This window comes from Rhodoferax sp. GT1R46 (assembly GCF_056521285.1).
Window position 1 is genome coordinate 1 of sequence record NZ_JBWMBC010000007.1, and the last position, 22048, is coordinate 22048.

At 60.1% G+C, this 22048-nt stretch carries 19 protein-coding genes; 13 read left to right on the forward strand and 6 right to left on the reverse strand.

The annotated features are described in order from the left end of the window. The 5 genes from AC097W_RS15005 to gap all read left to right on the forward strand — a co-directional run. Window positions 1–181: hypothetical protein (locus AC097W_RS15005; RefSeq protein WP_479603430.1), on the forward strand; the 181-nt coding region annotated here is incomplete at its 5' end. Window positions 182–295: 114 nt separating this feature from the next. Next, window positions 296–1951, forward strand: coding sequence for an FAD-dependent oxidoreductase (locus tag AC097W_RS15010; RefSeq protein ID WP_479603645.1), 1656 nt, complete (start codon window positions 296–298; stop codon window positions 1949–1951). Between the two features lie 57 nt (window positions 1952–2008). Beyond that, complete coding sequence (locus AC097W_RS15015) at window positions 2009–2773, forward strand: ParA family protein (RefSeq protein WP_479603431.1); 765 nt, start codon at window positions 2009–2011, stop codon at window positions 2771–2773. 88 nt (window positions 2774–2861) lie between these two features. After that, window positions 2862–4943, forward strand: coding sequence for a transketolase (gene tkt / locus AC097W_RS15020; RefSeq protein ID WP_479603432.1), 2082 nt, complete (start codon window positions 2862–2864; stop codon window positions 4941–4943). Window positions 4944–4993: 50 nt separating this feature from the next. Then, entirely contained in the window at window positions 4994–5992 is a 999-nt protein-coding gene (gap, locus tag AC097W_RS15025) for a type I glyceraldehyde-3-phosphate dehydrogenase (RefSeq protein WP_479603433.1), read from the forward strand. Between the two features lie 63 nt (window positions 5993–6055). Here the strand turns inward: gap and AC097W_RS15030 are convergent, their stop codons facing one another. Beyond that, window positions 6056–6646 (reverse strand): lysophospholipid acyltransferase family protein, encoded by a 591-nt coding sequence (locus AC097W_RS15030; protein ID WP_479603434.1) that lies wholly within the window; start codon window positions 6644–6646, stop codon window positions 6056–6058. 159 nt (window positions 6647–6805) lie between these two features. Here AC097W_RS15030 and AC097W_RS15035 point away from each other — a divergent pair, with 159 nt between their 5' ends. Further along, window positions 6806–7906, forward strand: coding sequence for an ABC transporter substrate-binding protein (locus tag AC097W_RS15035; RefSeq protein ID WP_479603435.1), 1101 nt, complete (start codon window positions 6806–6808; stop codon window positions 7904–7906). 50 nt (window positions 7907–7956) lie between these two features. Further along, window positions 7957–10242: an ATP-binding protein gene (locus AC097W_RS15040; protein ID WP_479603646.1), complete on the forward strand. Its 2286-nt coding sequence runs from the start codon at window positions 7957–7959 to the stop codon at window positions 10240–10242. Window positions 10243–10251: 9 nt separating this feature from the next. On the opposite strand, the gene AC097W_RS15045 is transcribed toward AC097W_RS15040, so the two are convergent. Continuing rightward, window positions 10252–13233 (reverse strand): DNA topoisomerase III, encoded by a 2982-nt coding sequence (locus tag AC097W_RS15045; protein WP_479603436.1) that lies wholly within the window; start codon window positions 13231–13233, stop codon window positions 10252–10254. A gap of 114 nt (window positions 13234–13347) precedes the next feature. On the opposite strand from AC097W_RS15045, the gene AC097W_RS15050 reads away from it, so the two are divergent. Genes AC097W_RS15050 through AC097W_RS15060 form a run of 3 tightly spaced genes read left to right on the forward strand, consistent with a single transcriptional unit; the run spans window position 13348 to window position 15293 of the window. Continuing rightward, on the forward strand, window positions 13348–13842 hold the full coding sequence (locus tag AC097W_RS15050) for an SET domain-containing protein (RefSeq protein WP_479603437.1): 495 nt from the start codon (window positions 13348–13350) through the stop codon (window positions 13840–13842). Window positions 13843–13844: 2 nt separating this feature from the next. Further along, a complete protein-coding gene (locus AC097W_RS15055; protein ID WP_479603438.1) occupies window positions 13845–14624 on the forward strand; it encodes a biotin--[acetyl-CoA-carboxylase] ligase in 780 nt (259 codons plus the stop codon). Between the two features lie 9 nt (window positions 14625–14633). Then, window positions 14634–15293, forward strand: a complete 660-nt coding sequence (locus AC097W_RS15060; protein WP_479603439.1) for an SPOR domain-containing protein — start codon at window positions 14634–14636, stop codon at window positions 15291–15293. A gap of 14 nt (window positions 15294–15307) precedes the next feature. Here the strand turns inward: AC097W_RS15060 and AC097W_RS15065 are convergent, their stop codons facing one another. From AC097W_RS15065 to AC097W_RS15075, 3 genes are all read right to left on the reverse strand, one after another. Beyond that, window positions 15308–16753 carry a sensor histidine kinase gene (locus tag AC097W_RS15065; protein ID WP_479603440.1) on the reverse strand — a complete coding sequence of 482 codons (1446 nt, stop codon included), beginning with the start codon at window positions 16751–16753 and terminating at the stop codon, window positions 15308–15310. Continuing rightward, on the reverse strand, window positions 16750–17424 hold the full coding sequence (locus AC097W_RS15070) for a response regulator (RefSeq protein WP_479603441.1): 675 nt from the start codon (window positions 17422–17424) through the stop codon (window positions 16750–16752). The genes AC097W_RS15065 and AC097W_RS15070 overlap by 4 nt, the downstream gene beginning before the upstream one ends. Before the next feature lie 105 nt (window positions 17425–17529). Next, a complete protein-coding gene (locus AC097W_RS15075; RefSeq protein WP_479603442.1) occupies window positions 17530–18006 on the reverse strand; it encodes a MarR family winged helix-turn-helix transcriptional regulator in 477 nt (158 codons plus the stop codon). A gap of 140 nt (window positions 18007–18146) precedes the next feature. Between AC097W_RS15075 and recA the strand changes: the two genes are divergently transcribed. Beyond that, window positions 18147–19265, forward strand: coding sequence for a recombinase RecA (gene recA, locus AC097W_RS15080; RefSeq protein ID WP_479603443.1), 1119 nt, complete (start codon window positions 18147–18149; stop codon window positions 19263–19265). A gap of 50 nt (window positions 19266–19315) precedes the next feature. After that, complete coding sequence (recX, locus tag AC097W_RS15085) at window positions 19316–19765, forward strand: recombination regulator RecX (RefSeq protein WP_479603444.1); 450 nt, start codon at window positions 19316–19318, stop codon at window positions 19763–19765. Here the strand turns inward: recX and argC are convergent. Next, a complete protein-coding gene (gene argC, locus AC097W_RS15090) occupies window positions 19762–20697 on the reverse strand; it encodes an N-acetyl-gamma-glutamyl-phosphate reductase (RefSeq protein ID WP_479603445.1) in 936 nt (311 codons plus the stop codon). The two genes, recX and argC, sit on opposite strands and share 4 nt — an antisense overlap. A gap of 184 nt (window positions 20698–20881) precedes the next feature. Here argC and sucC point away from each other — a divergent pair, with 184 nt between their 5' ends. Continuing rightward, a complete protein-coding gene (sucC, locus tag AC097W_RS15095; protein ID WP_479603446.1) occupies window positions 20882–22045 on the forward strand; it encodes an ADP-forming succinate--CoA ligase subunit beta in 1164 nt (387 codons plus the stop codon). The last annotated feature ends 3 nt before the right edge of the window (window positions 22046–22048 follow it).

A 22048-nucleotide genomic window follows, 5' to 3' on the forward strand; every position in this document is an offset into this window, starting at 1 on the left:
ATTGTTCCCCGCGCTCTACTCCAATAGCGCAGTGGCATCCGGCAAAACCCGCTCGCAAGTGAGCACCGAGATGGCTCAGGCACAGCGCGCTGGCAACAGCGGTGATGTGATCGAGCCCGCTACCGGCCAAAAGCTCAGCACGCTGTTCCCCGCCAAATACGCGGCAAAATCTGCGAATTAATTCCTGGGTAACCTGGCAAAAGGGCGCGGTGTCGTGGACACCGCGCCCTTTTTGCATGCGGGCAATCTGATAGCCTTGCTGAACTTTTCCGTCTGCAACACCCCCATTACCACCGTGCTCAACCGCCGCCATTTTCTGGTTACTGGTGCGGGTGCCGCCCTCACAAACGCGGGCTGCCAGCCGGCGGACCAAGCGTCGCACATCGCCGGTGGCTTTACCGGTATCAACCACACACGGGGGCATTTGTTGCGCGATGGTGCGTCATGGCCCGCGCCCACGAAAACTCATAAAACCCAAGTTCTCATCGCTGGTGGTGGAGTGGCCGGCCTGGCCGCAGCGCGGGCCTTGCGTTTGAAGGGCATTGACGACTATGCCCTTCTGGAATTGGAAGACTCTGCGGGTGGCAACAGCCGGGGTGGCTCGGTAGCGGGTATCCCTTGCCCGCTGGGCGCCCACTACCTGCCGGTCCCGGGTGACGACGCTCCCGAAGTGCAAGACTTGCTGGAGGAACTGGGATTGCGCACCCGTGTGGCGGGTCGCTGGCAATATGACGAGCGCCACCTCTGCCACAGCCCGCAGGAGCGCCTGTTTTTTAACGGTGAATGGCAAGAGGGGTTGCTGCCCGTGCGGGAGGTGGGCCCGGCAACTTTGGCGCATTACCAGAAGTTTGCGCTGCTGGTGGATCAGGCCCGAGGTGCTGCGCGCTGGACCATTCCAGTGCAAAACAGGTCGCTAGCCCCCGTGCAGTCTGCGCTAGCAGCTATTACTTTCATAGCATACCTCGATCAAAACGGCCTGACGGACCCGCATCTGCGCTGGTACCTGAATTACTGCTGCCGTGACGACTACGGTGCGGGCATTGCCACTGTGTCGGCGTGGGCGGGCATCCATTATTTTGCCAGCCGACATGGCTTCCACGCGCCGGGCACCGAGAGTGCCGAACGCGACAGCGTGCTCACCTGGCCCGAGGGCAACGCGTGGCTGACGCGCCGTCTGGCTACGCCCCTGGGCGAGCGCCTGCACACCGGTCGTGTCGTGGTGCGCATTGCCCAGACCCGAAGTGGTGTGGAAGTAGATGCCTTCAACACCGCCACCCAAACGCTGGAGCGCTGGCAGGCCCAACGGGTCATCGTTGCGCTACCCGTTTTCGTGGCTGCCCGTGTCCTGCAAAACGCGCCAGACTTCCTGCGCCAGGCCCGCCAGCGCGTGGTCTATGCCCCCTGGCTGGTAGCCAATATCCACATTGCCGAGCCACTGCACGACCGCCCCGGCCCAGCCCCCAGCTGGGACAACGTGGTGTACAGCGGTGCAAGCAGTTCGGGAGGCCTGGGCTATGTGGACGCCATGCACCAAAGCCTGCAGAGCGTGCCCGGTGCCACTGTGCTGACCCACTACCGGGCCTTGGGCGATTTGCCGGATGGGCGCAAGCAGTTGCTGGACAAACCCTGGGCCGCCTGGCGCGACGAAATACTGGCGGACCTGTCGGTCGCGCATCCCGATCTCTCCACGAAGACCCGCCAGATTGACATCACGCGCTACGGCCATGCCATGGCGACACCGGTGCCGCAGACCCATGGTCAAATCGGCCTTAGGTCCCCGTGGAATATGCGCAAACAGCTATCAAAAGCAGAGCAATATCCCTCTCGCCCCGTGGTGCAGTGGGAGCGCCTGGCCTTTGCGCACAGCGACTGGGCGGGGTATTCGGTGTTTGAGGAGGCGTTCACTGCCGGGCATGCTGCGGGTCAGGCCGCTGGAAAACCGAGCACGTAAACTCCCTGTCAATCGGTTACCCCACTCTCACCATTCCATTTCACCAGGGCCCACCCCATGCAGCACGTCGTCTTCAATCAAAAAGGGGGTGTTGGCAAGTCCACCATCACCTGCAATCTGGCCGCCATCAGTGCCTGGCAAGGGCTGCGTACGCTGGTGATTGACCTGGATTCGCAAGGCAACTCTACCCGGTATCTGCTGGGCGGCGACATGCCGGATGACTTGCCCAATGTGGCCGAGTTTTTTGAGCAGAGTCTGAAGTTCACCATCCGTGACAAATCCGCCAGCGAGTACATCGTGCACACCCAGTGGGAGGGGCTGGACGTGATGCCGTCAAGCCCCTTGCTGGACGAGTTGCATGGCAAACTGGAATCGCGCCACAAAATCTACAAGCTGCGCGACGCGCTGGATCTTTTGGCGGAAGACTACGACCAGATTTACATAGACACGCCACCCGCACTCAACTTCTACACGCGCTGTGCCCTCATTGCGGCGCGTGGTTGCCTGATTCCGTTTGACTGCGACGATTTTTCACGCCGTGCGCTCTACACCCTGCTGCAGAACGTCGAAGAAATCAAGGCCGACCACAACTCTGAATTGCGCGTGGAAGGCATCGTTGTTAACCAGTTCCAGGCCCGCGCCAACCTGCCCCAGCGCATGGTGCAGGAGTTGATTGACGAAGGCCTGCCGGTGTTGCAGCCGTATCTGGGTTCATCGGTGCGGATTCGCGAGTCGCACGAGCAAAGCTTGCCCATGATTTTTCTGGACCCTGGCCACAAACTCACGCAAGAATTCGTTGCACTGCACGACGCATTGCTGTAGTTCAGACCGGGTCCAGAAGGCCCTTGTCATACCCCCGGTAAAATACCGGGTTTACCCCCGCCCCACCTTACCCGGAGTCGCTCGCCCCATGGCCACCAACCACAACACACAACAGATGGCAAGTGCCATTCGCGCGCTTTCGATGGATGCCGTGCAGGCAGCCAACTCCGGCCACCCCGGCGCCCCCATGGGCATGGCCGACATGGCGGTGGCCCTCTGGGGTCAGCACCTGAGCCACAACCCCAGCAACCCCCACTGGGTGAACCGTGACCGCTTTGTGCTGTCCAACGGCCACGGCTCCATGCTGATTTACGCACTGTTGCACCTCACTGGCTACAAACTGCCCATGAGCGAACTGAAAAACTTTCGCCAGTTGCACAGCAAGACCGCCGGTCATCCGGAAGTGGGCGTGACCCCTGGCGTAGAAACCACCACCGGCCCCTTGGGTCAGGGCCTGACCAATGCCGTGGGCATGGCGCTGGCCGAGAAGCTGCTCGCCAGCGAGTTCAACCGCAAGGACGGCGATGTGGAGCACACCATCGTGGACCACCACACCTATGTGTTCATGGGTGACGGCTGCCTGATGGAAGGCATCAGCCACGAAGCTGCCGCACTCGCAGGCGCCTGGAAGCTGGGCAAACTCATTGCCCTGTATGACGACAACGGCATCTCCATCGACGGCCAAGTCGCACCCTGGTTCATCGACAATACCGCACAGCGCTTTGTGGCCTACGGCTGGAACGTGATCGGCCCGGTCAACGGTAACGATGCACAAGCTGTGAGCGATGCCATTGCCGAAGCCAAAAAGACGGTCGACCGACCTACGCTCATCATTTGCAAGACTGCCATCGGTTTTGGCTCCCCCAATCGCGCCAACACGGCCAAGGCCCACGGCGAGCCTTTGGGCGCGGAGGAAATCGCACTCACCCGAGCAGCCATCGGCTGGAACCACGCGCCGTTTGTGGTGCCCAAAGAGGTGTACGCGGATTGGGATGCCAAGGCCGTAGGCCAGGCCACCGAGAAGGCATGGAACGACAAATTCGCCGCTTACAAAGCAGCCTTCCCTGCGCAAGCCAAAGAGCTGCTGCGCCGCATGAAGGGCGAGTTGCCCAGGAACTTTGTGCAGACTGCAGTGGACACCGTAATTGCCGCGCACACCAAGGCGGAAACGGTGGCTTCGCGCAAGGCCTCGCAGTTGGCACTGGAATCCTTCACCGCCGCCCTGCCCGAGTTGCTCGGCGGCTCTGCCGACCTGACCGGCTCCAACCTCACCAACACCAAGAGCACGCCCAACCTGCGCTTTGACATGCAGGGCGCAGTCGTCAAGACCGCGGAAGGCCAGGGCGGCCGCCACATCAATTACGGCGTGCGCGAGTTCGGCATGGCTGCTATCATGAATGGCGTGGCGCTGCATGGCGGCTTCATTCCTTACGGCGGCACCTTCCTCACCTTCAGTGACTACAGCCGCAACGCCATCCGCATGGCGGCACTCATGAAGCTGCGCGTGATCCATGTGTTCACCCACGACAGCATTGGTCTGGGTGAAGACGGCCCCACGCACCAATCCATCGAGCATGCCGCATCCCTGCGTTTGATTCCGAATCTGGACGTGTGGCGTCCGGGTGACACGGCGGAAACCGCTGTGGCCTGGACAGTCGCCCTGCAAAACAAGAGCAAACCGACCGCGCTGCTCCTCTCCCGCCAGAACATCAGCTATGCACCCAAGGCCGAGTCCGCTGCGGCGCCCGACGCATGCGGTCTGGACGCCATCAGCAAAGGCGCGTATGTGCTGGCAGATCCTTCTGAAGTAGGCATGAAGAAAAAGGCGCAAGCCGTCATCATTGCCACCGGTTCCGAGGTGCAGCTGGCGCTCAAGGCGCAGGAAATTCTTGCTACCCGGAAGATAGCGGTTCGCGTAGTCTCCATGCCAAGCAACACCACATTTGACAAACAAACCGAAGCGTACAAAGCGGCGGTTCTGCCTGCCGGTGTTCCCCGCATTGCCGTGGAGATGGGTGTCAGCGACGGCTGGTGGAAATACGGCTGTGCCGCCGTTGTGGGCATCGACACCTATGGCGAGTCCGCTCCCGCACCGGTGTTGTTCAAGCACTTTGGTTTCACGCCCGAGAATGTGGCCGATACGGTGCTGACCGTTCTGGCAAAGAAGTAATCCACCGATTCAGGTTCATTCGCAGTTCAGTTTTTTTATAGGAAATTACCATGACTATCAAAATCGGCATCAACGGCTTCGGCCGCATTGGACGCAACGTTTTGCGCTCCGCCCTGCAAAACTTCAGCGACATCGAAGTCGTGGCCATCAACGACCTGCTGGAGCCCCATTACCTGGCCTACATGCTGCAATACGACAGCGTGCACGGCCGCTTCAAGGGCGAGGTCTCGGTCGATGGCAACACCCTCATCGTCAATGGCAAGAAAATCCGTTTGACGCAAGAGCGTGACCCCGCCAACCTGAAATGGAACGAAGTCGGTGCCGACATCGTGATCGAAGCCACCGGCATCTTCCTGGACAAGGCGGGTGGTGAGAAACACCTGGCAGCCGGTGCCAAGAAGGTCATCTTCTCGGCCCCCTCCAAAGACGACACTCCCATGTTTGTCTATGGGGTGAACCACGCCACCTACAAAGGCGAAGCCATCATCAGCAACGCCAGCTGCACCACCAACTGCCTGGCACCCTTGGCCAAGGTCATCAACGACAAGTTTGGTATCAAGCGCGGCCTGATGACCACCGTGCACGCTGCTACTGCCACGCAGAAGACGGTGGACGGCCCTTCCAACAAAGACTGGCGCGGTGGCCGCGGCATTCTGGAAAACATCATCCCCTCCAGCACGGGCGCGGCCAAGGCCGTGGGCGTGGTCATTCCCGAACTGAACAAAAAGCTCACCGGCATGTCTTTCCGCGTGCCCACCAGCGACGTGTCGGTGGTTGACCTGACCGTGGAGCTGAACACCTCGGCCACCCTGGCTGAAATTTGCGCCGAGATCAAGGCGCAGTCCGAAGGCGCCATGAAGGGCGTGCTGGGTTACACCGAAGACAAAGTGGTCGCCACCGACTTCCGCGGTGACACCCGTACCTCCATCTTTGATGCCGATGCATCGATTGCGCTGGACGGCACGTTTGTGAAGCTGATCAGCTGGTACGACAACGAGTGGGGCTACTCGAACAAGTGCCTGGAGATGGTGCGCGTAGTCGCCAAGTAAGCGCTGACAGGCACCCCAGGCGCCCAGTCCATGCTGCCAGTCAGCATGGGCTTTTTTTCGCCCTTACTCGGCGTGAAACTGGTCCGCGTTTTTGCCCTTGAAAGGCGCGTAAAAGGCTTTGATGGCCGCCATGTCGGCTTCAATGTCGCCCGTGGGCTGAAACACCGGGCCCAGACCACTGATCTTTTTGTCGTAGTCCATATAGGCCATCACGATGGGCACTTGCGCCCCCATGGCGATGTAATAAAACCCGGTTTTCCAGAAGCGGGTTTTGCCACGGGTGCCTTCAGGGGGCACGATAAGCTGCAGCGGACCGGTCGCGGCTTTGATGGCCTCAACGGAAGCCGTGACCAGATTGTTGGCCGCCTCCCGGCGCACCGGGATTCCGCCCAGCCACATCATGATGCCGCGAAACGGCGGCTGGAACAGCTGGGTCTTTCCCATCCAGTACACGTTGAGCCGCAGTGCAAACGCCACCATCAGCGTGTAGGGAAGATCCCAGTTGCTCGTGTGGGGGGCGGCAATGAACACACTTTTTTCACATCCGGCGGGCAGTTGGCCTTCGACTTTCCAGCCTGCGAGCTTGAGAAACACCAGGGAAATGATTCGCAGCAGCGTGTTGATGATGGGTGTGTCGAAGATGGTTCTGTGCATGGAGTGTGGATGCATGGCACTGCGAAAAGATGGGTGGATTATGGGCCACGTTGAAGTGCTTTCAGCAGGCTTGCGGTTGCTTGTTCATCGTCACACTAGAATCACGACAGTTGACCGCCAACCCCCTCGTGTTGGTGCAACATCAGCGAGACCGATGCCATGAACAATCGACTCTGGTTTTCCCTGCTGGCGCTTGCTGCATTACTCGGCTGCAGCCCCGAAAAACCAGTGCGCATCGGATTCATTGGCGGCTTGTCCGATCGGGGCTCGGACGTCGGCGAAGGTGGGCGTAACGGGCTGATGCTGGCAGTCGAGCAGCGCAACGCCAATGGCGGCATCAACGGTCGCAAGATCGAACTCCTGATTCAGGACGACGGTCAAAACCCGGAGAAAGCGGGGGTCGCCATCAAGACCCTGGTTGATGCCAAAGTTGATGCGGTTGTAGGGCCCTTTATCAGCGCTATCGCGGCGGTGGTTGTGCCGGTTGCCAACGAGGCCCGGTTGGTGATGGTCAGTCCCACGGTTACCGGCGGTGCCTTTGTCGGCAAAGACGACTACTTCGTCCGGATCAATCGAACGACCCGCGACAATGCGCGCGACTACGCACAGCAACTGTTCAAGCGGGGTCAAAAGCAGGTGTCAGTGGCGTATGACACGCGCAACCGGAGCTATTCAGAGTCCTGGTTGAATGAGTTCGAATTGGCCTTTGCGGCGCTTGGCGGGCGGACGGTTGCCAAAGTGCCTTTCGAGTCGCAACCAGAGACCCCATTGAGCGAAATCGTTCGCAAGATGCTGGCAGTCAAACCTGATGGACTGCTGTTCATCACCAACACGGTGGACGTGGCGCGCCTGTCGCAGCAGGCCGCCAAGCTCGCACCTGGATTGCCCAAGAGTGCCGCCGAATGGGCCACCAGCGATGCGCTGATCGAACTCGGAGGGCAGGCGGTAGAGGGGCTGTTGATTGCCCAAGCGTTCAACCGCGACGACCATTCGGAGCGTTTCCGCCAGTTTCATGATGCCTATCAAATCCGGTTCGGACGCGAACCCGTGTACAGCGCTCTCAACGGATATGACGCTGCGATCGTGCTGATGCAGGCAATGTCACGCCAGACCGGCGACGAAACGCTCAAGGCGGCTGTGCTGAAGTACGGTCCCTATGAAGGTTTGCAGCAACCCATCCAATTCGATCAGTTTGGAGATACCGCTCGGCTTGTCTATTTCACGGAAATCAGGGCTGGACGTTTTGTCCTCGTGAAATGATGGGAGCGGGCAAACGGTCCTGGCAGCTGCGAACCGTTCTGTCTGCATTGATGGTTGTCACCACGCTGGTGACAGTAGGCACTGTGGGCAGTCTGCTGTTGTGGATACGCATACCGCAACTGGAGCAGGAAAGCAAAGAGGCTATAGCGCGCGAGACCCACGACCTGACCGCACGGGTAGAAATTCTTCTGGGCGCGCTGGAGTCCCAGATAGTATTGGTAGGGCACGCGGTGCAAATGTCCGGATCAGCCGCCCAGTCCAGTGCAATACTGGACCGGGCCATCGGTGATGGCCACGCATTCCGGGCAATCTACCTGGTTTCACCTGCTGGCACTGTGCGGGCGGCTGGCTTGGCGCCGGATTTGCGATCCCGCCGGGAGGAGTCGCTTGGTGGCGACCTGTCTGCCAACCCGCTCTTCGTAGCCTCAAGGGGGCAGCATGCGATTGTCTGGAGCGACAAGTACTTGTCGGGACTGTCGGGTGCGGTCACTGTCGGGCTTGCCGTGCCGCTGGATGATGGCGGTATCTTGGTGGCTGAGGTGCCCCTCACTTATTTGCTGAGCACGTTCGAATTGGCGGCCGGTCAACGCAGCTCCAGTATCTGGCTGGTGGACCGCACCGGCGAAATCGTCGCGGACACCCAGGAAGGGCGTAGCGTGGGCACCGTCAATATGCTCAACCAGCCCATTGTGCAGGCTGCCATCAAGGGGCAACCCCTGCCCGCCGAATTCCGTTTCGAAGGTGGCAATTACTACCCGGCGGTTGCGCATTCAAAAAAGCTTGACTGGTACTTTGTTGCGGGTAGCCCGGCGGGCCTGGGTAGCAAACAGATACAAGGGGCCGTGATATTTGTGGGCGTCGGGTTTTTAGGCGCCTTGCTGGTCGGCTTGCTGTTGGCACCGTTCTGGGCTTCGTGGTTCACCAAACCCCTGCGGAACATTGTTGAGCGAGCCGGTCAGATCACCCGGGGTGGGGTGGTGGGGCAATGGCCGCGTGGCTCCATCGTAGAGTTCAATGACCTGTCCTCGGATCTTGGGCAGATGGCGGATGCACTGCAGGAACGGGAGCAAAAATATCTGGCCATTTTCAATGGGTTTCCGGTGCCCATGGCCGTCACGGATGCTAACAACCACTATGTGCATCTCGATGTCAATGACGCCTGGTGCGATGTGTTCGGGAGACAGCGGACGGAGGTTTTGGGACATACAGGTCTTGAGCTTGGATTGTTTCAATCGCCGGAATCGCGAGCGGAACTTCGCGAAGTGCCTTCGCTGGTGAGCGTCGGCGGCAGTGCCAAGATGGTGGGTGAGTCATGGTTGCTTCATAGCAATGGCACACCCATTCTGGGCCAGATCTACGCGCGGATGGTCAGCGTCGGCAGCGCCCGCCTGCGCGTGGTTGCCATGGTGGACATCACAGAGCTTCGGCGCATTGAAAATGAGTTGCGCGACTTGAACACCGAACTTGAAGTCCGAGTGGCCGGCCGTACCCAGGCCCTGGAGACGCTCAATGAAGAGCTCTCTGTCACGGTGGTCAACCTGCGGCAGACCCAGGCTGAACTGGTGCGTGCAGAAAAAATGGCCGCTCTGGGCGGGTTGGTGGCTGGCGTGGCGCACGAGCTCAACACGCCATTGGGCAACGGCCTGTTGGCCGTTACGTCCATGGGCGATGTGGTGCGTGAATTCAGGGCGCAAATGCAGGCGGGCCTGAAACGCTCGGCGCTAGAAGGCTTTTTGCTCACCGTGGAGCAAGGCGCCGACATTGCGACCCGCAACCTGCAGCGCGCAGCCGACCTGGTTTCCAGTTTCAAGCAAGTGGCGGTCGACCAGACCAGTTCGCAGCGACGGTCATTTGAATTGGCAGAAGTCGTGAATGAAATGGTGACCAGTCTGGCGCCATCGTTGCGACGCACACCTTACCGGCTTGTGGTGGACGTTGCGTCCTCGGGGTTGCGGCTGGACAGTTACCCCGGACCACTGGGGCAAGTGCTCGGCAACCTGATCAACAACGCGGTGCAGCATGGCTTTGACGGACGCGCGCATGGAGTCATTCGCGTGGCAGGGATGCGGGCTCCCGATGGCGCGATCGTTCTGAGCGTGGCGGATGACGGCAAAGGTATTCCCGCGGCACTGGTGCCGCGGATTTTCGATCCCTTTGTCACAACGAAAATGGGCCGGGGTGGTACCGGCCTGGGTTTGAATATTGCCTACAACGCGGTGGTCAATTTACTGGGCGGAACCTTGAGCGTGACCAGCGTGGAAGGTGAAGGCGCAGTCTTTGAGGTGCGTCTTGCCGAAACCGCGCCGCTGTCAGGTGGCGACAGTCACCTTGCGTGACATCGGCGCCTAGCTCAGGTGCTTGCCCACAATTCCCGCCAGTTCAAACATCGTCACCTGCGGCTTGCCAAACACAGCCAGCAATTTGGCATCCGCATTGATGGCGCGCTTGTTGGTGGCGTCCTGCAAGCCATTGGCCTTGATGTAGTCCCATAGTGCTTTGATCACTGCGGGGCGCGCTATGGGGTCTGCGCCAATGACGGCCGCCAGCGCGGGGCTGGGCAGCTTGCCGCTGGCCGCAGTGGTTTTGCGCGGCACTTTGGGTTTGGCCGTTTTGGGGGCGACCTTCGCAGCGGTTTTTGCACCTGCAACCTTCTTTGCGGGTGCTTTCTTGGCTGCAGCCCCCGTAGATGCTGTGCGAGTAGCTCCTGTTTTTGTAGCGGCGGTCGTCTTGGCCGCCGTCTTGCGCGGCGGAAACTTGCTCGGTGCAAACTCAAAATTCACTTTGCCCGCCTCGGCGTCCCACGCCAGCATCGCCTTGAAAGCACGACGCGTGCGCATGCTGACAAACTTGTCCAGCAGGTCGGTCTTGCCGGTCTCCAGCAGCTTGACCATCTGCGCACGTTCAATCGGCTGCTGCAGGATGATCTGGCCAGTTTTGAAGTCGCATGTGGGGGTGGGCTGGGCCAGGGTGGGTACCGACTTGTCGCACACATAGTTCTTGCCGTGCTCGAACACCATGCCGCCTGCGGCATTACCCGTTCCAGCGCCGCATTTGGGGCATGGACCCAGCGATTCCTGGGCCGAGAAGTCGATGATCTCGCCGCTTTCCTCGCCCTTCTTGTCATCGCCAAAATCAAATTCGAGTTTGTAGTTTTTGGTCTCGTCGTCGAACTTGATGACCATCTCTGCCGTGAACGGCCAGCCAGCCTTGGAGCGAAAACCCTCCAGTGGACCGATCTTCTTGTCGCGCAGAAACTGCTCCACCTCGGCCACTTCAAAGGTGCGCCCGGCGGGCGTTTTGCCGAATGAAAAGCCGCAGCCTTCTTCCGTGCCGGTCTTGCCCGTGCAGGTGTAGCGCCGGTAGTTTTCCTTGACGATGCCACCACAGTTGGGGCACGGTGCAGTCAGTGTGGCGTAGTCGCCGGGAATCGTGTCGCGGTCGTACTCTTTGGCCTTCTTGACCATGCGCTCGGTCATGGAGGCGATCTCGGCCATGAAGGTTTCGCGGCGCAGTTTGCCGTGCTCCATCTGGTTGAGCTTGTACTCCCATTCGCCGGTGAGTTCGGCTTTGGACAGCTCTTCCACGCCCAAGCCGCGCAGCAGCGTCATGAGCTGGAATGCCTTGGCGGTGGGTATCAGTTCGCGGCCCTCGCGCAGCATGTATTTCTCGGAAATCAGGCCCTCAATCGTGGCGGCGCGGGTGGCCGGTGTGCCCAGCCCTTTTTCCTGCATTGCTTCGCGCAATTCGTCGTCTTCTACGGTCTTGCCGGCACCTTCCATGGCGCCCAGGAGCGTGGCTTCCGAGTAGCGTGCCGGTGGACGGGTTTTGAGGCCTTTGGCGTCCACGGTTTCTGTCTTGACCTTTTCTCCGGGCTGCACAGGGACCAGGCTTTGGCCTTTGTCGCCATCTTTGGCGTCAGCGACTTCGTCCGCCGCTTCTTTTCCATAGATGGCCAGCCAACCCGGCTTGACCAGCACCTTGCCTTCGGTCTTGAAGTTGTGGCCCACCGCCGTCGTGATTCGTGTAGTGACCTGGTACTCGGCGCTGGGGAAAAACACCGCCAGAAAGCGGCGAACCACCAGGTCGTACACCTTTTGCTCGGCTTCACTCAGGCCGCTGGGCGCCTGCAGCGTGGGGATGATGGCAAAGTGATCACTCACCTTGGCATTGTCAAACACGCGTTTGGTGGGCTTCACGTAGCCGCCCTTGATGGCGGTGGCGGCGTGCGGTGCCAGGTGCTTCATGCCACTATCGGCCAGCATCTGCAAGGTTTCCTTGACCACCGGAACGTAGTCTTCGGGCAGATTGCGGGAGTCGGTACGCGGGTAGGTCAGAGCCTTGTGGCGCTCGTACAGGCTCTGCGCAATGGACAGCGTGGTCTTGGCACTGAAGCCGAATTTTCCGTTGGCCTCACGCTGCAAGGAGGTGAGGTCAAACAACAGGGGCGACGCCTGCGATGTGGGCTTGCTTTCTTCCGTCACCGTGGCCAGCTGGTCGCGCACGGCGTCGGCAATGGCCTGGGCTTCGCGCTGGGTCCAGACGCGATCGGCCTTTTTCTCGCCGTCCTCGGTATCCTTTTTGTGCTGGGGGTTGAACCATTTGGCAGCGTACTCACCGGCCTGCGCGCCAAAGCTGGCGTGGATTTCCCAGTAGTCGCGGCTGATGAATTTGCGGATTTGTTCTTCGCGCTCCACCACCACCGAGAGCGTGGGCGTCTGCACCCGGCCGACGGTGGTCAGAAAGAAGCCGCCATCGCGCGAGTTGAAGGCGGTCATGGCGCGCGTGCCGTTGATGCCCACCAGCCAGTCGGCCTCGGAGCGGCAACGCGCCGCATCGGCCAGCGGCTGCATCTGCGCATTGGTGCGCAGGGCGCCAAAGCCATCACGAATGGCCTGCGGGGTCATGGACTGCAGCCACAGGCGCGAGACCGGCTTGCCCAGTGGTTTGGCGCCACCGGCGTACTGCTCGATCAGGCGGAAGATCAGCTCGCCCTCGCGGCCCGCATCGCAGGCGTTGATGATTTTGTCTACATCCTTGCGCTTGGCCAGTTTGACCACGGCGTTCAGGCGGGTCTTGGTTTTGTCTACCGGCTTGAGGTCAAAGTGGGGCGGAATCACCGGCAGGTTGGCAAAGCTCCACTTGCCACGCTTGACATCAAATTCTTCGGGTGCCTGAATCTCGACCAGGTGACCCACGGCGCTGGAGACGACGTAGGTGTCGCTCTCAAAGTACTCGTCGTGCTTCTCGAATTTGCCCGCGGTGGGCGTGAGTGCGCGCACGATGTCTTGTGCGACGGAAGGCTTCTCGGCAATGACCAGTGTTTTCATCTGACTACAATCCAGTTCTCGCGTGCGCACACACCTGTGTGCGCGGGCGCGCTCACACACACGCAGGCGCACACATGTGCGCCCATACGATTCACCATACCAAATTTTTGAGCCGTGGCCAAAAAACCTGAAATTTCTCCCAAGGCTTCCGATTCACGCCGTATCCAGACCCGGCGCTCGGGCGTGCATGGCAAGGGTGTCTTTGCTGTGCAGGATATCGCCGAGGGCGAAACCATCATTGAGTATGTGGGTGAAATCATCAGCTGGCCCGAAGCGCAGCGCCGCCACCCGCACGACCCCAAGGACCCGAATCACACGTTTTACTTCCACATTGATGAAGACCACGTGATTGATGCGCTGTTCGGCGGCAACTCCTCGCGCTGGATCAACCATTCGTGTGATGCCAATTGCGAGGCTGACGAAGAGGGCGGGCGCGTGTTCATCAAGGCCTTGCGCAACATCAAGGCGGGTGAAGAGCTCAACTACGACTATGGTTTGATCATCGACGAGCGCTATACGCCCAAGCTCAAGGCCGAGTACCCCTGCTGGTGTGGTGCCAAGACCTGTCGCGGCACCCTGCTGGCACCCAAACGCCGCACCAAAGCCTGAAAATGGCGATTCGCTGGCCTGCTGAGGCGATCTGGGAGGTAGTCTCACCTCTATTGCCGCATTTCACCGTGGAAGTGTTGCCTGAAATCGACTCCACCAATACCGAACTGATGCGCCGGGCCCGTGCGGGACAACTGGAGCCCGTGCTGCTGGCGGCGGAGCGCCAAAGTGCGGGCCGTGGCCGCATGGGACGAACCTGGTACAGCAGCACAAACGTGCCGCTTGCGGCCGGGGTATTGCCTTCGCTCACTTTTTCATTGGGGTTGCCCTTGAAGCCCGACGACTGGTCCGGCCTGTCGCTGGCGGTGGGGCTGTCGGTGGTGGAGAGCCTGCACCCGGCACTGCAACTCAAATGGCCCAACGACGTGTGGTTACAGGAGCGCAAGCTGGCTGGAATCCTGATCGAGACGGCCAGCGTGGGGGATGTGCGCTATGCTGTTATCGGCGTGGGTATCAATATCGCTCCAAGGGACGGGGAAGGGCTGAGCACACCGCCTGCGGCTTTGTCCGAGTTACTGCCCGACCTCGACGCCCCAGCAGCGCTGGAGTGCGTGGTTCCGGCTCTGGTGCGGGCCATACAGCGTTTTGAAGTGCAGGGCTTTGCGCCCCTCAGAGCCGCGTTTCATGCCCGTGACGTTTTTTATGGAAAAACTGTCCAGTGCAGCGATGGCCTGACGGGCGTCGCCCGGGGAGTGGACGCGACGGGTGCCCTGCTGGTGCATACTGAAAATGGCTTGAAAAAAATAACCAGTGCCGAGGTCAGCGTGCGGCCCGCCCCTTGATCTGAACCCATGTTGCGACTGCTTGTACTGATACTGATTCTGGCCAATGGGGCCTACTTCGCGTGGAGCGAAGGCTTGCTGCGGGCATACGGGTTTGCGCCGGCGCAGCAGCGCGAACCACAACGCCTGGCGCAGCAGATCAAACCCGAGGCGCTGCGCGTGTTGTCAGCTGGCGAGCTCAAGCAGATCGAGATACAGATACAAGCGGATCTGACCCCCAAAGAATGCTTGCAAGCCGGTCCTTTTGATGAGGCGCAGACGGCTGCGCTGCGCCTTGTTCTGGAGGCCAGTCTGCCCCCGGGTTCCTGGACGCTCGATTCTGTCGTGGAGCCAGCGCACTGGATCGTCTACATGGGCAAGTTCGCCAATGCAGAGGCGCTGAACAAGAAGCGCAATGAGCTTTCGGCCCTGGGCCTCGCGCCACAGGGCCTGAAGAATCCTGCGCTGGAGCCTGGCCTGTCGCTGGGTGGATTCGACACGCAAGAGGCGGCCGCAGCTGAACTTGCGCGGTTGAACCCCCGTGGCATTCGCACCGCGAAAGTGGTTCAGGAGCGTGAAGAGGTGCGCAGCGCGCGGTTGAAGCTGCCTGGGGCTACTGAGGCCCTCAAAATCCGTCTCAATGAGATCAAGCCCGCCCTGGCGGGCAAGGACTTCAAGCGCTGCAGTTAAGGCGAGGAGGTTCTTCAGGCTTCGGAGGGATCACCCGCAAATCGCACGGTGAAACAGGTGCCCGGTGGTTGTTGCCCGGGGCGGTTGTCGTCCACCGTGACGCTGGCGTTGTGCTGGCGTGCAATTTCCAGCACGATGGGCAAACCCAGTCCTGAGCCGTCAGCTTCTGTTCCCAGTACCCGGTAAAACGGCTGGAACACCAGTTCGCGCTCGGAGGCCGGTATCCCCGGACCAGAGTCTTCCACTTGCAGTACAAGCACTTTACTGAAGGGGTCAATCAGCACCCGTGCGGTGATGACGCCGGGTTTGTCGGCATTGGACGGGGTGTAGTTGATGGCGTTGTCCATCAGGTTGCGCACCATTTCCTTGAGCAGCGTGGGGTTGCCTTGCAGCGTGACGCCTTCGGCACCTGGCTGGGCGCCTTCGTAGCCGACGTCAATCTGCTTGTCCATGGCTCGCGGTACGCAGTCGCGAACGACTTCCATGGTCAGACGGGCCAGATCGCAGGTCTGGTGGCTGAGCACTGCACCGCTGCTCTCGGCCCGCGCGAGCGCCAGCAACTGGTTGACGGTATGGGTGGCCCGGATGCTGGAGCGGCCAATTTGGCGCAAGGATTGTTTCAGGTCTTCGGCGCTGGCGTCTTCGCGCTGTGCCAGGTCGGCCTGCATGCGCAGGCCTGCCAGCGGTGTTTTCAGCTGGTGCGCGGCATCGGCCAGGAAGCGTTTCTGGGTGGCAATAGAGTCTTTGAGGCGCAAGAGCAGGTCATTGACGGAGGACACCAGCGGTGCCACCTCCAGGGGAACGGCCTCCACGTCCAGAGGGCTCAGGTCATCCGGGCTGCGCGCCCGAATGCGCTCCTCCAGGTGATTGAGCGGTTTGATCGCCTGCACCAGCGCCAGCCACACCAGCAAGACGGCCAACGGTAAAACCACAAACTGCGGCAGCATCACACCTTTGACAATTTCGGTCGCCAGCACCGAGCGCTTGTCCATCGTTTCAGCCACCTGCACAAGTGCAGGCTTGCTGTTGGGCAGCTCCAGCTTCACCCAGGTGTAGGCAACTTTGATGCCCACGCCGCGAAACTCGTCGTCGCGCATACGCACTTCACCCGCGATGATTCTTTCGTCTTCAGGGGGTTGGGGCAGATTTTTCTCGCCACTCAGGTATTCGCCGGATGCGCCCAGCACCTGGTAGTACACGGTGTCCGCGTCATCGGCGCGCAGCAGTTCGCGCGCCGGTAGCGGGAGCACAAACTGGGCGCGGTTGTGATTCACGGTTACCAGCTGCGCCAACGCGCCCACGTTGTACTCCAGAGCCCTGTCAAAGGGCTTGCCCGCAATGCCCTGGGCGACCAGCCAGGTGAGCACCAGGCTGACGGGCCACAACAACAACAAGGGCGTGAGCATCCAGTCCAGAATCTCTCCGAACAGGCTGCGTTGCTCACGCTGGAAAATCTTCATCCAGGAATTTTTTCCAGGCAGTAGCCCAAACCGCGAACCGTTGCGATACGAATGGGTCCTTTTTCAATCTTCTTGCGCAGCCGGTGGATGTAGACCTCAATGGCATTGTTGCTCACCTCTTCGCCCCATTCGCACAGGCGTTCCACCAGTTGGTCCTTGCTCACCAGGCGGCCAGCGCGCTGCAGCAGCACCTCCAGCAGGCCCAGTTCCCGGGCGGAGAGTTCCACCATCTTGCCGTCGATCGTAGCCACGCGTCCCGCCTGGTCATAGATCAAGGGACCGTGCTTGATGTTGCTGCTGGCGGCACCCATGCCACGGCGCACCAGGGCGCGCACCCGGGCTTCAAGTTCCTGCAGGCTGAAGGGTTTGGCCATGTAATCGTCTGCGCCGTAATCCAGTCCTTTGACACGCTCGTCGACTGCATCGGCGGCAGTAAGAATCAGAACTGGCAACGAGGAGCCGCGCCCCCGCAGTTTCTTCAGCACTTCCAGGCCGTGCATCTTGGGCAGGCCCAGATCGAGGATAAGCAGGTCGAATTCGGTATTCGTCATCAATGCGGCATCGGCCTCGGAGCCACTGGCTACATGGTCGACTGCGGCACCGGCGCTGCGCAGTGCACGCAGCAAACCGTCGGCCAGCACCTGGTCGTCTTCGGCGATCAAAATTCGCATGTCTGCTCCTTGTTTTTTACGCCCGATTGGTTTGGGCGTTTTATGTCATTCTAGGCGTGGCCGGTGTGCGCTGCTCTAGGGTGTTGCCCTGCTTCGCGCGTGAATTTATTCCCCGCTGTAGGCCTCCAGTCCGATGGCAATTACGGCAGCCACTTCGTCGCCCACTGCCTGCCGCATTTCCGCTTCGGCCTGGGCCACTGCGTCCTGGTAGGCGGTCAGCCACGCATGGCCGACGGGGGTAAAGCGCACCTGGCGTGCCCGTGCATCGTGGGGGTCGTTTTCGCGGGTGACCATTCCCCACGCTTCGCACTGGTTGACCAGTGTGCCCATGGCCTGTTTGGTTATGCCGGCGCTCTGTGCCAGTGCGGTCAGGCGGGATCCCTCCAGCGCCAGATGGCGGGTAATGTGCAAGTGCGCGGCACCGACCTGACCGCGAGCGGCCAGATTGGCTAGCCCCAGCGGCACGCCGGGATGGTGGGCCATGAGGGCCAGGACCCGCGCATCGAATCGGGCCAGTGCCAGACGCAACCAGTGTCCGGTGTGGGCGCTGCGCCAGCGGTCGTGTGAGTGCAATTCAGTCATTTGCAAATAGTAATGCAAACTGACGAAAAAAAGTGTTTGTGGGTTTTAAGATCGCATTTAGACTACTGTTCAAGCATCCAGCCTGTGATTAACCCCACTGACTGCCATGCGCCCCACTATGGATTCTTAAGGAGATTTTTATGGACGCACCCGTCAAAGCCCAAGCCAACGTCAACAACACCAACGGCGCCAACAGTGAAAAAGCCAAAGCCCTGCAAGTGGCGCTGGCGCAGATCGAAAAGCAGTTCGGCAAAGGCACCATCATGCGGCTGGGCGAAGGCGAGGTGATTGAAGACATCCAGGTCGTGTCCACTGGTTCACTGGGTCTGGACATCGCCCTTGGCGTTGGCGGTCTGCCCCGTGGTCGGGTGGTCGAAATCTACGGCCCGGAGTCGTCGGGCAAAACCACGCTCACGCTGCAGGTGATTGCCGAAATGCAGAAAATTGGCGGCCAGTGCGCCTTTGTGGATGCCGAGCATGCGCTGGACATTCAATACGCCCAAAAACTCGGTGTGAACCTGCAAGACTTGCTGATCAGTCAGCCTGATACTGGCGAGCAGGCGCTGGAAATTGTGGACAGCCTGGTGCGCTCGGGCGCCGTGGACCTGATCGTGGTTGACTCGGTGGCCGCATTGACGCCCAAAGCCGAGCTGGAAGGCGAAATGGGCGATTCATTGCCCGGCCTGCAAGCCCGCCTGATGAGCCAGGCGCTGCGCAAGCTCACCGCCCACATCAAGAAGACCAACTGCACCGTCATTTTCATCAACCAGATCCGCATGAAGATTGGTGTGATGTTTGGATCACCTGAAACCACCACCGGCGGCAATGCGCTGAAGTTTTACGCCTCGGTGCGCCTGGATATTCGCCGCACGGGCACCATCAAGAAGGGCGACGAAGCCATTGGCAACGAGACCAAGGTCAAAGTGGTCAAGAACAAGGTGGCTTCCCCGTTCAAAACGGCGGAGTTCGACATTCTGTTTGGTGAAGGCATCAGCCGCCATGGCGAGATCATCGACATGGGGGTGACGGCCAATATTCTGGACAAATCCGGTGCCTGGTATGCCTACAACGGCGAAAAAATCGGCCAGGGCCGCGACAATGCCCGCGAATTCCTGCGCGAAAACCCGGCGCTTTCGACTGAGATTGAAAACAAGGTGCGCGCGTCGCTGGGCATTCCTTTGTTGCCCGGTGCCCCAGAGCCAGAAGTCAAGGTGAAAACAGGTGGAAAGAAGGCGGTAGCCCCCGTGGATGCTGCGTAAGCAGCTATTGAAACAATAGCAAGCACCTGTCTTCTGTAACACGTATCCCGATGGCCATAGCCCCTGTCTCTCTCAAAGGCCGTGCCCTGCGCCTGCTCAGTGGACGCGAATATTCGCGTGCTGAACTGGAGCGCAAGCTGGCCGAGTTTGAGGAAGAACCGGGTGCCCTCGCCAAAGCGCTGGACGAATTGCAGGCCAAAGGATTTATCAGCGAGCAACGGGTGGTGGAGTCCGTGCTCCATCGCCGCTCGGCCAAGCTGGGTACTTCACGGATTCGTCAAGAGTTGCAAAGCAAGGGTCTGGACCGTGAGGCCGTGGACCAGGCGGTGGAGCAATTGCGGGCCACCGAGGTCGATCGGGCCCGTGAGGTCTGGCGCAAAAAATTTGGAGTTCCACCTAGTGATGCGGCCGAGCGCGGCAAGCAGATGCGCTTTCTGGCCAGCCGGGGCTTTGGCGGCGATGCCATTCACAAGGTGGTGGCAGGATCGAATGAAGATTAGATGTCCAGCATGAGTTTCAGGTTCTGCACCGCAGCGCCTGAAGCCCCTTTGCCCAGGTTGTCGAGTCGCGCTACCAAAACCGCATGGGCGAAGCCATCGGCCCGGGCGTCGTTGGCAAAAACCCGCAGTTCCATTTTGTTGGTGTCGGCCAAGGCAACCGCGTCGAGTTTTTGGTCGGCTGTGGCCGGCTCCACGGTCACCCATTCGCTGCCCGCGTAGTGGCGTGCCAGCGCGTCGTGCAAATCCCTAGCGGTTGGTTGACCCGGCAGCGTATCCAGATGCAGTGGCAACTGCACCAGCATGCCCTGGCGGAAGTTGCCAACCGAGGGAATAAACAAAGGACGCCGTGTGAGCCCGGTGTAGCACATGATTTCGGGAATGTGCTTGTGCTTGAGACCCAATCCGTACAGTTCCATTGCTGGTGCCTTACCCGCCTCGTAGGCTTCAATCATGGGCCGTCCGCCGCCCGAGTAGCCGCTGATCGATGGCAGGCAAACCGGAAAATCAACCGGTAGCAGCCCTGCATCCACCAGCGGGCGGATGAGTGCAATGGCGCCGGTGGCGTAGCAGCCCGGGTTGGCCACCCGGCGTGCCTGGGCGACTGCCGCACGTTGGGATGCTGCGAGTTCAGGAAAACCATAGACCCAGCCGGAAGCGGTGCGGTGGGCGGTGGAGGCATCAATGATGCGCGGCCCGGGCTTTCCGGTCTGTTTTTCGATCGCGTCAATCATGGCCACCGATTCAACCGCTGCATCATCATGCAGGCACAGCACAACCAAGTCCGCTTGCGCCATCAGTGCCTGTTTCGCCGCCGCATCCTTGCGCAACTCCGGCGCAATGCTGATGAGTTCCACGCCTGGCATGTTTTGCAGGCGCTCACGGATCTGCAGCCCGGTGGTACCGGCTTCGCCATCAATAAATATTTTTTTCATATGGGTTGCCAGTCACACGAGCCAGGAGAGGAATGCGAATTGCAGCAAAGCTGCTCGCTGTAAGCGAGCGACAAGTTTGACGCATCGCAACATGATACATTCCGAAACGACTGTTTCCCGCCCCATGCACCGTGTAACACCTGTTGCAGCATGGAGAAATTTTTCCAGCTCGAAAAGAGACTTTATGAAAATTCACGAATACCAGGGCAAGGAAATCTTGCGCCAAGCCGGTGTGCCGGTGCCCCGTGGCATCCCTGCCTTCACCGTCCAGGAGGCCGTTGAAGCCGCACAGAAGCTCGGCGGCCCAGTCTGGGTGGTCAAAGCGCAAATCCACGCCGGTGGCCGCGGTAAGGGCGGCGGCGTCAAGCTGGCCCGCTCGGTGGAAGAAGTCAGAAAGCTGGCGGGCGAGATTCTCGGCATGCAGCTGATCACCCACCAGACGGGCCCTGAAGGCCAGAAGGTTCGTCGCTTGCTGATCGAAGACGGCGCCGACATCAAGAAGGAGTATTACGTCTCGGCAGTGACCGATCGCGCCACCCAGCGTGTGGCGTTCATTGTCTCGTCCGAGGGCGGCATGGACATCGAGGAAGTGGCCCATTCCACACCCGAGAAAATCATCACTGAATTCGTTGATCCGGCGACTGGCCTGACCGATACGCAAGGCAAAATGCTGGCAGACAGCATTGGTGTGCCTGCGGGCTCCACCGCACAAGCCGTGGACGTACTGCAAAAGCTGTACAAGGTCTACATGGATACCGATGCATCGCTGGTTGAAATCAACCCGCTGATCCTCGAGGGCAATGGCAACATCAAGGCCATTGATGCCAAGTTCAACTTTGACGCCAACGCGCTGTTCCGTCATCCCGAAATCGTGGCGTTCCGCGATCTGGATGAAGAAGACCCCGCCGAAGTCGAAGCCAGTAAGTTTGATCTTGCTTACATCAGCCTCGACGGCAACATCGGTTGCCTGGTCAACGGTGCCGGTTTGGCCATGGCCACGATGGACACCATCAAGCTGTTTGGCGCTGAGCCAGCCAACTTCCTCGACGTGGGTGGCGGTGCGACCCCCGAGAAGGTCACGGAAGCGTTCAAGATCATGTTGAAGAACCCCAAGGTCAAGGCCATTCTGGTCAATATCTTCGGCGGCATCATGAAGTGCGACACCATTGCAACCGGAGTCATCACTGCGTGCAAAGCCACTAACCTGAATGTTCCCCTGGTCGTGCGCATGAAAGGCACCAACGAAGACCTGGGCAAGAAAATGCTGGCGGAAAGCGGTCTGCCCATCATCTCGGTGGACACCATGGCAGAAGCTGCGCAGGCAGCCGTTAAAGCGGTGAAAGGTTAATCA